The 12290-nt window shown below is 56.9% G+C and carries 10 protein-coding genes; 6 read left to right on the forward strand and 4 right to left on the reverse strand.

Annotated elements, in window-relative coordinates:
• The first annotated feature begins 3 nt into the window (after positions 1-3).
• Genes fabV through H7850_RS02355 form a run of 3 tightly spaced genes read left to right on the forward strand, consistent with a single transcriptional unit; the run spans position 4 to position 2892 of the window.
• Positions 4-1206 carry an enoyl-ACP reductase FabV gene (fabV, locus tag H7850_RS02345; protein ID WP_227367781.1) on the forward strand — a complete coding sequence of 401 codons (1203 nt, stop codon included), beginning with the start codon at positions 4-6 and terminating at the stop codon, positions 1204-1206.
• Between the two features lie 32 nt (positions 1207-1238).
• Complete coding sequence (locus H7850_RS02350; RefSeq protein WP_227367782.1) at positions 1239-1925, forward strand: DUF2959 domain-containing protein; 687 nt, start codon at positions 1239-1241, stop codon at positions 1923-1925.
• Complete coding sequence (locus H7850_RS02355) at positions 1915-2892, forward strand: GlxA family transcriptional regulator (protein ID WP_227367783.1); 978 nt, start codon at positions 1915-1917, stop codon at positions 2890-2892. The genes H7850_RS02350 and H7850_RS02355 overlap by 11 nt, the downstream gene beginning before the upstream one ends.
• Positions 2893-3404: 512 nt before the next feature.
• On the opposite strand, the gene H7850_RS02360 is transcribed toward H7850_RS02355, so the two are convergent.
• Entirely contained in the window at positions 3405-4970 is a 1566-nt protein-coding gene (locus tag H7850_RS02360) for an alkaline phosphatase (RefSeq protein ID WP_227367784.1), read from the reverse strand.
• A 155-nt stretch (positions 4971-5125) separates the two neighbouring features.
• Between H7850_RS02360 and H7850_RS02365 the strand changes: the two genes are divergently transcribed.
• The 3 genes from H7850_RS02365 to H7850_RS02375 all read left to right on the forward strand — a co-directional run bounded on the left by H7850_RS02365 (position 5126) and on the right by H7850_RS02375 (position 9537).
• Positions 5126-6790 (forward strand): glucan biosynthesis protein, encoded by a 1665-nt coding sequence (locus H7850_RS02365; RefSeq protein ID WP_227367785.1) that lies wholly within the window; start codon positions 5126-5128, stop codon positions 6788-6790.
• Positions 6777-8783, forward strand: coding sequence for a glucans biosynthesis glucosyltransferase MdoH (gene mdoH / locus H7850_RS02370; RefSeq protein WP_227367786.1), 2007 nt, complete (start codon positions 6777-6779; stop codon positions 8781-8783). The genes H7850_RS02365 and mdoH overlap by 14 nt, the downstream gene beginning before the upstream one ends.
• A gap of 88 nt (positions 8784-8871) precedes the next feature.
• Positions 8872-9537, forward strand: coding sequence for an alpha/beta hydrolase (locus tag H7850_RS02375; RefSeq protein WP_227367787.1), 666 nt, complete (start codon positions 8872-8874; stop codon positions 9535-9537).
• A 5-nt stretch (positions 9538-9542) separates the two neighbouring features.
• On the opposite strand, the gene H7850_RS02380 is transcribed toward H7850_RS02375, so the two are convergent.
• Genes H7850_RS02380 through glk form a run of 3 tightly spaced genes read right to left on the reverse strand, consistent with a single transcriptional unit; the run spans position 9543 to position 12288 of the window.
• Positions 9543-10421: an aldo/keto reductase gene (locus H7850_RS02380; RefSeq protein ID WP_227367788.1), complete on the reverse strand. Its 879-nt coding sequence runs from the start codon at positions 10419-10421 to the stop codon at positions 9543-9545.
• Positions 10418-11323 (reverse strand): D-hexose-6-phosphate mutarotase, encoded by a 906-nt coding sequence (locus tag H7850_RS02385; protein ID WP_227367789.1) that lies wholly within the window; start codon positions 11321-11323, stop codon positions 10418-10420. Before H7850_RS02385 ends, H7850_RS02380 begins: the two co-directional genes overlap by 4 nt.
• A complete protein-coding gene (gene glk / locus H7850_RS02390; RefSeq protein WP_227368526.1) occupies positions 11320-12288 on the reverse strand; it encodes a glucokinase in 969 nt (322 codons plus the stop codon). The genes H7850_RS02385 and glk overlap by 4 nt, the downstream gene beginning before the upstream one ends.
• Between the last annotated feature and the right edge of the window lie 2 nt (positions 12289-12290).

Consider the following 12290-nt stretch of genomic DNA (forward strand, 5'->3'; position numbering starts at 1 on the left):
GTCGTGATCATCAAACCCAAGGTTCGTGGTTTTATCTGTACCACCACCCATCCCATCGGTTGTGCCAGCAACGTGCATGACCAGATTCAGGCAACCCGTGCTGCCATTGGCAGCGCCACGGAGCCGGGACCCAAGCGAGTACTGGTCATCGGCGCTTCCAGTGGCTATGGTCTGGCGGCACGTATTACCGCGGCCTTCGGCTATGGTGCCAGTACGCTTGGCATATTTTTCGAAAAGCCGGGGACGGAGAAAAAGCCAGGCACCGCGGGCTGGTACAACTCGGCCGCCTTCGATCGCTATGCCAAGGAAGAAGGGCTCTACAGCAAGGCGATCAATGGCGATGCCTTCGCCCATGAAACCCGGGAAAAGGCCATCGAGCTGATCAAGCAGGATCTGGGCGAGATCGATCTGGTGATCTATTCGCTAGCCTCGCCGGTGCGCAAGTTGCCGGATAGCGGTGAACTCAAGCGTTCGGTGCTCAAGCCCATCGGCGAAACCTACCGCGCTACCGCCATCGACACCAACAAGGACACCATCATCGAGACCGAAGTCGAGCCCGCTACCCAGCAGGAGATCGACGATACCATCCAGGTCATGGGTGGCGAGGATTGGGAGCTCTGGATCGATGCGCTGGATAAGGCCGGCGTGTTGGCGCCTGGCGCCAAGTCCGTAGCCTTCAGCTATATCGGCACCGAGATCACTTGGCCGATCTACTGGCATGGGGCGCTGGGCAAGGCCAAGGAGGATCTGGATCGCGCCGCCGGGGAAATCGACAAGCGCCTGGCGGAGAGCGGAGGCGGTGCCAACGTTGCGGTGCTCAAGTCCGTGGTGACTCAGGCAAGTGCTGCCATTCCTGTCATGCCGCTGTACATCGCCATGGTGTACAAGGTGATGAAGGAGCAAGGGCTGCACGAAGGCACCATCGATCAGCTGAATCGGCTATTCCGGGATCGTCTGTATGGCAACGAGACGCCGGAAACCGATGAAGAGAATCGCCTGCGCCTCGACGACTGGGAGCTGCGCGACGACGTTCAGCAGGCCTGCAAGGATCTGTGGCCCCAAGTGACCAGCGACAATCTGTTCGATATCACCGACTACGCCGGCTACAAGCATGAGTTTCTCAAGCTGTTCGGCTTCGAGCGAGACGATGTGGATTACGATGCGGACGTTGATCCGGTGGCGAGCTTCGATGTCGTTCAGCTGTGAGTAAAAACAAGGACGATGCTGGAGTACAGCGGATGAATCGAATGGCGATTAACGAGAGAAAATCCGGGCGCTTCTTGTGGGTGCTGGCACTGCTTGCCTTGTTGGCCCTGTCAGGCTGCCAGAGTGCCTATTACAACGCGCTGGAGAAAGTGGGTATTCAAAAGCGCGAAGTGCTGGTGGATCGCGTAGAGGATGGGCGAGACGCGCAGCAGGCCGCGGAAGAGCAGTTTTCCTCGGCGCTGGAACAGTTTCGAGCGGTGGTGCGGGTGCCGGAGAGCGAGCTGTCCAGGACCTACGATCGGTTGAACGACGAGTACGAGCAGAGCGAAATCGCCGCCGACCGGGTCGAAGGGCGTATAGACGCCATCGAAGATGTTGCCGAGGCGCTATTCGACGAATGGGAGGATGAGCTGTCGCTGTACCAGAGCGCTCAATATCGTCGGCTATCGGAGCGACAGCTGCAGGCGACCCGGGTTCGCTACGATGAGATGTTGACGGCCATGCAGGAGGCGGCGGACAGCATGCAGCCAGTGCTGTTGGCGCTGCGGGACAACGTATTGTTTTTGAAGCACAATCTCAACGCGCGAGCAATCGGTGCGCTACGCGGCGAGGTCGATGGCCTCGAGCGCGATGTGACGGCGCTGCGCCAGCGCATGCAGGCGGCCATTGCGCGTTCCGATGCCTTCATCGACGAGCTCAACCGTCAAGATGCTCCATGAAGCACCGGATTTAGAGCAGGGTTCTGAAATCACCCGGCAGGTGGGTTTTGTCCTTCTGCCGGATTTTTCGCTACTGGCTCAAGCCTGCGCCCTGGAGCCGTTGCAGATTGCCAACCAACTCAGTGGGCAGCGCCTTTATGCGCCTGTGATCTTCGGCCTGGACGGTTCTGAGATCAGTATAGCGGGCGGAATGGCACTGACGGCACAACGCTGCGTTGGTAGTGCGGCGCAGGATCTCGATATGCTGCTTGTATGTGCTTCCAATGCCAGCCACGGCGATTGTGCGGCACTTCTCGAATGGTTGATGCATTTGGCGGAGCGTAGTGTCGTACTAGGAGGGATCGGCGGCGGCACTCAAATGCTGGCAAAGGCCGGCGTCCTTGATGGGTATCGTGCAACCCTGGCCTGGCAAGGTCCTGATGCCTCGGCTCGTATCTATCCTCGGATACGAAGCAGTCGCCAGGTGTTCGAGATCGATCGTGACCGCATGACCTGCGGTGGCGGCACTGCGGCCTTGGATATGATGATGAGTCTAATCGCGCGTCAGCATGGGCAACGTTTGGCCGAGCGAGTTTCTGAGTATTTTGTCCATGAGCGTGTGCACACGGGGAATGAGCCCCGGCCCGCATCGTTCGGTGCACGGTTGGGGCATGCGCCGCTAAGTCTGACGGATGCGGTGGCATTGATGGAGTCGAATATCGAAGAGCCCCTGTCCACCCACGAGCTTGCTGCGCATCTGGGTATTTCCCGTCGTCAACTGGAGAGGTTGTTCAAGAAGTACCTTCAAGCCGTGCCTAGTCGCTATTATCTCAATCTGCGTTTACAGCAGGCGCGTAGACTGTTGCGTGAATCGGACAGCGCAATAGGCGACATAGCACTCGAGACCGGGTTTTCTTCTGCGGCTCATTTCTCGACCGCCTATCGTAACCATTTCGGCATGACGCCTAGGGAAGAGCGGCTTGTCTGAAATATAGTGATGCTGCTCCATTTTTCCATTATTGTAATTTTGAAGTAGTTTTTATTTTAAATTTAAACTTTTTAGTAAGGTCGTGTGTGTTATCTGGTCTCGATGTAGAGTTTATTTAGCCGGTTTTTTCAGATCAAATGCCCATTCATGGAGCATGATTGCAAGCTAGTAGTAATTAATTGCTTGTTTTTAAAAGAACAAAAAAATAGCGCACTTGAAGGTTATATTTAATTCTTGAAAATTTTTCGTAACAGTAATCGATAAGTTCTGTATTTAATAAATATTGCGGTTTTGCCTAATCGCCAATGAATGGCTAATCTCAAACTTAGCAGTAAGCAGTGACCACAGAGGGCGAAGAATATGGTGAGGCAAGCGCTCAGGGAAGAGCTGGTTGCTGGCAGGATGCCAGACAGCCAAGGAAACTGATTGCACGCCCCTTCAATGACCCCTCTTTTTTCTCCAAGGCTCCAGTTCATCGTGAACGGAGCCTCTTTTTCATTTAAATCTTTCGATCAGTGCCCAAAGAGTCGGTGTAGCAGAGGGCGAAAATCCGCCATGGCGCGTTTCGATGATTGCTCCCGTGGTATCAGTCCGGAAGTGAAACCTGCATCGATAAAGGGCGTGACTACATTCTTGTCGCGGCTCAGTACGTGAACGGGAACTTCCCGGCTTGCATTCTTTCCAGTGATAAGCGGTGCAGGTTGATGATCGCCCAGGAGAACGAGAAGTGCGTCGTCTTCAAGGTAGCGCTCGGCATAGCCCAAGGCCGCTGCCAGCGCATAGTCGAGGGCCCGGGCATAATGTACGCGCACTCTGTCTAGGTCCTGCCAGAGCTCTTCTGGTGTTTCTGCCTCCTTTTTCAAGGCCGTCCATTGCTCAAGCACGCTGCTGTGTTCCAGGCTTTCCCAATCCACGATAGGGAGAATGGGTGTCCAGGGAGCGTGACTACTGATCAACGCGAGTTCGGCGAATAGAGGCGGTTCATACGTTTGTCGCTGCGACTCGAAAAAACGCCAAGTGTACTGATCCGGCATGGTGACCCAGTTCAACGATGGCCCCGAATAAGGAATGTTTCGGGCAGTAAAAACATGGTCGTAGCCTAGCTGTCGCCCCTGGGGCCAGGGTTGGGTAAGCCCGGGCATAATGGCCAGATTACGATGTCCAGTCTTACGAAAATCATCATTCAGGGTGGATTGTCGTTGACTGAGCATCAATTCATAGTGGCGTTGCGTCGTGATGCTCAGCCCGCTGAGTAGCGTGGCATGAGCAAGCCAGGATTGACCGCCCTGCACCGGCGATATCAGTTTGGCGCTAGCCATGTGTATACCCGAACGTTTCAGGCGCTGCTCGAACTCGGCAAGGCGCGGCTTGATGGTCGGGGCGTAGCGTTGATCGAAGAGAGCGGTTACGCCGTAGGACTCGATAAAGCCGAGAATGACATCGCGGCCTGCAAGGGCGGGTAACGGGCGAACTTTCAATGGGTGCTCATCTGTCACGGCGCGCTTGAAATCGGCATAGGCACGATGAGTCTCTTGCATTTGGCGCCAATGTGTCGTGATCAGGTTCAGCCCAGGGGTCGAAAAATAGGGCAGCAGCTTCGGGCCAGCTAAACTAGTGGCTAGTAGCCCGCACAATAACAGACCCAGTGCCAGGCGTTTTTGTCTTGTCAGCACCGGCAGGCGTAGTGCGGCAAAACAGCGAGCGACGAGCCAGATACCTAGAAACAAGATGGCAGCGGTGAACGCGAGGACGATCAGGGTAACGAAAATTCCCATATTCTGAGTGAGCTGATGAAAAGCAGAGTCTGCCAAGCCGAAATCGAGCAGAAAGTTGAAGCGCCTGCCGAAGGAAAGTCGGGTAAGTACGTCGAGGCTGGCAAGTAAGAAAAGCAGGGCCAGGCCTGAGACGATGAGCTTGATAAGCCAGGGCCGCCCGCGCTCCGGCAGGATTAGCAGCAGGGCCGTTAACCAGACGGCTTCCCAGGCAAGAAATACGGCTTCAAGACGCCCTTCCATGAGGTAACGCAGCCCTAGTAGTAGGATGTTAAGGGCGAAAAGGATCGCAATAATATGATACAAGGGGCGCTCCGTAGACAAGCCGACAACAGAACAGTTGAGCAAACGTCAGATTACGCTACCACGTATTGACCCGTTGCTTGGCGCATCACAACAATGGAGTCATCGTCTCGGACAGGGAAAGGGTCGAACCGTGAACAAGGAGATGAGGAAATTACATGAATGCGTGGCAATGTCTGTCGATAACCGCCTTGGTATGCGCACTTGGAATGGCACAGTCCCACGCCCAGGAAACTTCACCACAGGCTACTACTCAGGCAACGAATGAGGACAGCGCGCGATCCGCGGTGGTTGCTGTTGCCGATATCCGGCTCGAAGCCTCGCCTCGCGTATCGCCGGAAGCGTTATTCGAGAAAGTGACCGAACTTGCCCAGGAAAAAGCCAGCAGCGAATACCAGCAGCCTCAATCACCGTTACCCGAATCTCTGGCTAATCTCGATTACAGCACCTATCAAGATATTCACTTTCGCAAGGATTCGGCCCTGTGGAGCAATGAAGGGCTATTCGAGGTGCAGTTCTTTCACCTCGGCTTTCTTTACGATACCCCTGTCGATATTCGTGTGCTCGAAAATGGTCGGATCGAGGATGTGAACTTCGAGATGGGCATGTTCGATTACGGAAAGAAAGCGGCACGGGTGCGCGATGAGCTTGCCAATATGGATCAGCGTAAGCTTGGGTTTGCGGGGCTTCGGTTGCACTACCCATTGAACACACCTCATCGCAAGGATGAGTTTCTGGTGTATCTGGGCGCTTCTTATTTCCGCGTTGCCGGACGTGGCCAAGGCTATGGAATTTCCGCACGAGGTCTGGCGGTAAACACCGCGACCCAAGGGGGCGAAGAGTTTCCTGCCTTTCGCTCTTTCTGGCTGGTCGAGCCCGAGTCAGAAAGCGCAACGGTTACTCTATTAGCGTTACTGGACAGTCCTTCGGTAGCGGGTGCTTATCGCTTCGACATCGATGTTGCCAATAACATCGTCATCAACGTGGATTCCCATCTTTTCGCTCGTAACGATGTCCCCAAGCTCGGGGTCGCCCCGTTGACCAGCATGTTCCTGCATGGTGAAAACAGCTTCAACCGTCATGACGATTTTCGACCGGAAGTGCATGACTCCGACGGTCTGTTGATGCTTACTTCGGGAAATCAATGGATCTGGCGTCCGCTTTCCAACCCACAGACCCTCAACGTGACTCAGCTGCGTGATACCTCGCCGCTTGGATTTGGGCTGATGCAGCGGGATCGCGAATTTGATAGTTACCTTGATATGTCAGCGAATTTCCAACGCCGCCCCAGTCTATGGGTCGAACCCCGGGAAGGCGACTGGAAAGAGGGGGGGGTCGAGCTGGTCGAAATTCCCGTCGACTCCAGCGTCAACGACAATATCGTTGCCTACTGGGTGCCGGATGAGGAGTTTCGCGCTGGTGACGAGCGTCGCTATCAATATCGTCTGTCCACTTACGGCAAACACTTGCCCGAGCAAGAGCTTGGACGAGTGATACGCACGCGCCAAGGCTGGAGCGCCAATGCGAAAGACGCCGAACCAGCGCCTCGCACTTTGCGCCGTTTTGTCGTCGATTTCCGTGGTGGTAATGAACTCGCCAGCCTGAACGGTTCTCAGCCAGTAGAAGCCGAACTGACCGTGGCTCGCGGTAAAGTCAGTGATCTCGAAGTTACGCAGCTGCCGGACGGCAGGACCTGGCGCGCCAGTTTCAAGCTGGCACCTCAGAACAAGGCGTCTTCCGACATGCAACTCAAGCTGAAACTGCGGGGTAGGACGTTGACCGAAACCTGGAGCTACATATGGAATCCCAATGTCGTGCAATGATTCGCCGGATCCGCGTCGTGACTGCGAGTCGGATGAAAAGGTAGTCGATATGGAGCAAGGCATATCCACCCCCCAAGCCAGGGAAAGTACCCCGGTGCGTCGTCATCGTATCCCTTTTTTGGCATTGCGCCGCTTTGTGTTCTTTGCTCTGGCGATACTGACCGCCGTTCTGGGTAGCCACATGATGCTGGATATCCTGCGCGCCAATGGCTTGACGCTGCTCGAACTGACTATCTGGATATTGTTCGTGGTCATGTTCATCTGGTTGTCGATCTCGTTCTGGATGGGCATCGCAGGGTTCCTGGTTGTGGCGTTCAAGCGCGATCCGGTAACCCTCGGACCTGCTCGCCCCCTTGACCAGACCCTCGACCCTTCGCGGCGTATCGCGCTGGTCATGCCGATCTACAACGAAGACGTGGAGCGGGTCATGGCAGGGCTGGAAGCCACCTGCCACTCATTGATCGAGACCGGGCAGGCAACTGCTTTCGATGTCTATCTGCTCAGTGACAGCACCGACGATGCCGTGGCTGCCAAAGAGAAGCGCGCTGCCACCTTGTTGCGTCACCGCCTGGCACCGGACCTAACGCTCTACTATCGGCGCCGGGACGACAACACTGGACGTAAGGTGGGCAATCTGGCGGAATTCTGCTGCCGTTGGGGGCATTTCTACGAAAGCATGCTCATCATCGACGCCGATAGCGTCATGGGGGGGCGTACCATGGTAGGAATGGCCGCCACCATGCAAGCCAACCCACGACTGGGACTGTTGCAGACCGTACCCTTACCGGTGCGCGCCGACACGCTATTCGGTCGTTTTCTGCAATTCGCTTCAACGCTGCACAGCCCCATGCTGGCCGCGGGGCAGAGTGTCTGGCAGGGGGATAGCGCCAATTACTGGGGGCACAATGCCATCCTTCGTATTTCAGCGTTTATCGAAAGCTGCGGCTTGCCGGCATTACCAGGCGAACCACCGTTAGGGGGTGAGATACTCAGTCACGATTTTGTCGAAGCAGCGCTGCTGCGGCGTGCTGGCTGGGAGGTTCGTCTACATGCCGGCGTGGAAGAGAGCTTCGAGGAATTGCCCAGCAATATCATCGATTATGCCAAACGCGATCGGCGCTGGTGCCAAGGCAACATGCAGCATCTGCGCTTGTTGTTTGCGCGAAAATTGCATTGGATCAATCGGCTGCACTTCCTGTTTGGGGCCCTGGCGTTCATGGCGTCCTTGATCTGGATCGTCATGCTGCTTTTGAGTACTGCGGATGCGGTGCTGCTTGCGGTCTCCAAGGTTCAGTTTTTCACTCAGAATTATCAGCTTTTCCCCCAGTGGCCTGAATCCCGGGTAACGCTGATTGCGTCACTGCTGGTCATTACGGTCATCATGCTGGTATTGCCCAAGCTGCTGGGGTTGTTGGTAGCGCTGATGCAGCGTCGCAAGGAGTACGGGGGCGGCATCAAGCTCACCGTCAGCGCCCTGCTGGAAATCGTCTATTCGATTCTGCTCGCCCCGCTGATGATGGCATTTCATGCCTGGTTCGTGCTCAGTATCCTGTTGGGACGTACCGTCTCCTGGAGTTCACAATCCCGGGGTGGGCGTTTGATTCCTTGGCGCGAGGCATGGCGCCGCACCTGGTCGACCACGACACTGGGAATAATCTGGGGAGCGATCAGCTATTACTATTCGCCCTTGTTCTTCTGGTGGCTGTCTCCGGTATTGCTTGGCATGGTGACCTCCATCCTGCTCATACGTTTTACCAGTAGCATTCAGGCAGGCAAGTGGCTGAAGCGCCATGGTCTGCTATGCATACCCGCCGAAGTGCATAAGCCTGGCGTATTGAAGTGTCTGGAGAGAATCGAAGAGGAAGATGAGGCAGGCGTTTCTCCCCTGGAGGACGCCCAGCTGCTTCCCGCACAGGAGTATCACCAACAGATGCCAATTCAGTCGTTACGGGCGCATCTGGGAATAGGGGGGGGCAAGACCACCCAATCCTAGTATCCGATCCTGGAGCAGGCTCGTGAGGCATTAACGCGCCGAGAGTGGTGGAGTAGACTACCGAGTCTTGCTCAAAAGGATCTCATTCATGGTTGCTACTTCTCCGTTGGTTATCGAGCCTTCCAATGACCGCCCAGCCGAGGCGGTCGTCATCATACTGCACGGCCTGGGGGCCGACGGTCACGACTTTTCGCCACTGGTGCCGGTGTTGACGCTGCCATCGGAACTGGCGGTGCGCTTCGTGTTGCCCCATGCGCCTTCGCGCCCGGTGACGATCAACGGTGGTGTGAGCATGCCGGCCTGGTATGACATCCTGGATATGAATCTTGGTCGGCGTATCGATGAAGCTCAGCTCATCGCTTCGGCGAAGGAAGTCCAGGCATTGATCGACGATCAGCGTCGTGGCGGGATCGATAGTCGGCGCATCGTTCTGGCAGGCTTTTCCCAAGGGGGCGCGGTTGCCTATCACGCGGCACTGACTTACCCCGAGCCCTTGGCGGGATTGCTCGCCTTATCTACCTATTTCGCCACCGCGGGCAGCCTGGAGATAAGCGAAGCCAATCGTCAGCTGGTGACCGAAGTGCATCACGGTACTTTCGATCCCGTAGTACCCGAGTCACTCGGCCGTCAAGGCTATGAACAGGCCAAAGCCTTGGGCTTGCCAGCGCGCTATCGCACTTACGAGATGGCTCATGCGCTGTGTCCTGAGCAGATCGCGGATATTGGAAAATGGCTGTCTCAGCGTCTGGCCTGAGTACGCTAAGCCACTCTTTGGCTCCGGGCTTCCTCGAGTAGCGCAAACCAGGTGGCACGATCGATATCCAGCTGTCCTTCCTGGGCCAGGGCGCGCAGGCGTTTGTCCTTGAGAGTGCCGATGATCGGTACGGGGTTGCCGGGAATACGGCGTAGCCAAGCCAGGGCGAGACCGGCACGACTGACGCCGAACTCCTGGGCCAGCTTTGTCAGTGCCGAGCCCAGAATGTCCTCGAAAACCGAGCCGCCGCCCAAGGGCGACCAGGCCATGGGCTTCTGGCCGTCGTTCATCAGTGCGTCGAACAGCCCATCGAACAGGGGGGCGGGGCGCGCTAGCGACAGCTGCAGCTGATGAAGTTCGAGACGATGGTTCATGGCTCGTTGCAGGCGCCGCCACTGTTCGGGAAGAAAGTTGGAGACCCCCGCAGCACCGATCTTGCCCGCTTCGATGGCATCGTCCAGGGCCCTGGCAGTGGCCTCGGCGTCCATCAAGGGGTCCGGGCGATGCAGTAGAAAATACTCCAGTCGTTCTACCCCCAGCCGGGACAGCGAGGCGTCGATGGCGGATTCGAGGTATTCGGCGGACGTATCGTAATGCTTTACCCCGAAACGTGAGGTATCCAATGCCGGCAATACAACGTCTGCCTTGGTGATGACATTGATGCGGGACTTCAGGGCCGGGCGCTGTTTGAGGGCTTGGCCAAAGAGGGTCTCACTGCTACGTTTGCCGTGAATGTCGGCGTGGTCGAACCAGTTGAGTCCTTCGTCGATGCGGGCTTCGAGCCAGTCCGCCAGCCGTGCAGGATCGCTCAGCTCATAGGATTCGCTCAAATGCATCATGCCCAGCACGAATGGCACATCGAAGGTCAGCGAATCGTCGGTCATGGAGTATCCCCGCGGCTGATGGTGGTGGCCAGCAAGTGCTGGGCGTCGGGTACCAGCCAGACCGGGTCGAGTCGGGTGCAGGCCGCTTCGACACAAAGGAACTGGTGTCCTGCCTCGGCCGGGGTATCCGGCGGAAGCGCCTGGTCCGGGTGCCAAACGACTGTCGAATCGCTACCTTGCTTGGCAATACGAAGGCGGCGTTCGCCATCGTCGAGCACCACTTCATGGTTGGACTGATAGATACGGTCGATGGCACCGCGAATACCGGGTTCGCCCTGCTGTACGCCTTCTGCGAAACCCTTGAGCTTGTCGAGATAGCGGGCCCCGGCCAGCCCTTCGAGGTTGCAGTGATGCACATGGGACACCTGTAGATATGTATGCAGAGCACCGGTGAACTTGACCGGCGTAGTGCCGCGATGCTCGGTAATCAGTTCCACGTGCAGACGCTGTGCGTTGGCCTGGATCACCGCTCGAGGAATAAGCTGCTCGTGCAAACGGGTCTCGGGAGAGAGGTGGAGTTCGATGCCGTCCTCGTGCTCGTCCGTTGCCTCCAAGCGCCACTGCGCCTTGCGTGCGGGGCCATGCATCTCTCCTTGGCCATCTGGCGACTCATTGGCAAACCAGGGCCAGCACAGCGGAATACCGCCACGAATCGCTCCGGGTAATGGTTGCGGGGTGGGCGTCATCCATAGCCAGCCCTGTGGTGCCACCGACGCGGCTTCGGGAGTGGGTAATCGCTCGGCTTCGGGAGCGGGTAGAAAGTGCAGCACCTGCGCCCCTTGCAAGGATACGACAAGCTCTCCCCAAGGCTCCCGAGCCAGCCATACTTGTCTGCCCTCCCAGATTTCAAGACGTTGGCCTTGAGTGGCATCGAGTAGCTGGCGCAGGGATGTCGGAATCATTCAACCTCCTTGTTGTGAAGCGCCTCCACGGCGCCAAGCAAGCCAGTCCAGGGTGCGTTGACCACCCAGACCGGAATGCGCGCATTGTAATCGCTCATGCGCCCTTTGTGGGTGAATGCTTCACAAAAACGGCTGCGTTGAAGCCAATCGACGAGCCGAGGAAGGATCCCGCCGCATAAATAGATACCGCCCTGGGCGCCAATCATAAGTGCCGCATCGCCGCAGGCATCCCCAAGAATCTTCAGAAAGCGCAGGAGTACCTCTTCGGCCAGGGCATCGCCAGCCCGGGCCGCGCCGGTAACATCAGCAGCAGAGTTGTAGAGTGGCGCCTTTCCGGCAAGGGCCGCATGAGCGCGATACAGATCGAGCAACCCCTGGCCACACAATAAACGCTCCATGGAAACGCGGCCGTACTTCTCTTGAAAGTACCCCAGCAATTCACGCTCACGATCATCCGTGGGGGCGAAGGTGGCATGTCCGCCTTCGGTGGGTAGCGGAATCCAGTTGTTCTGACCTGGAAAAAGCCCTGCAACCCCAAGCCCGGTACCTGGACCGATGATCAAGCGGGCGCGATGCGGCTCGCTTGTGCCGGTCTTCAAGGGGATCAACTCATCCGCCAGAAGATGAGGCACACCCAGCGCCTGAGCGGTGAAGTCGTTGATTACCTTGAACAGCGAAAAGCCCAGCGTCTCTTTTACCCGGCGCTTGGAAAAACACCAGGCATTATTGGTCATGCACACTTCGTCGGCATGCACCGGGCAAGCGAAGCCCAGGCATGCTTCTCGCGGCGTACGTTCGCCAGTAGCGCCGACCCGGTCCAGGTAGTCGCGAATGGCATCTTCCAGCCGGGGGTAATCGGCACAGCGAAGAATCAGAATATCTTTCAGCTCGAAGGAGCCCCGCTTAACCAGAGCGAAACGCGCATTGGTACCACCAATATCCCCGATCAGTGCCATTTCCTGCATAT

Origin of the sequence: Halomonas sp. M20 (genome assembly GCF_020622265.1) — a bacterium.
Classification (GTDB): domain Bacteria; phylum Pseudomonadota; class Gammaproteobacteria; order Pseudomonadales; family Halomonadaceae; genus Modicisalibacter.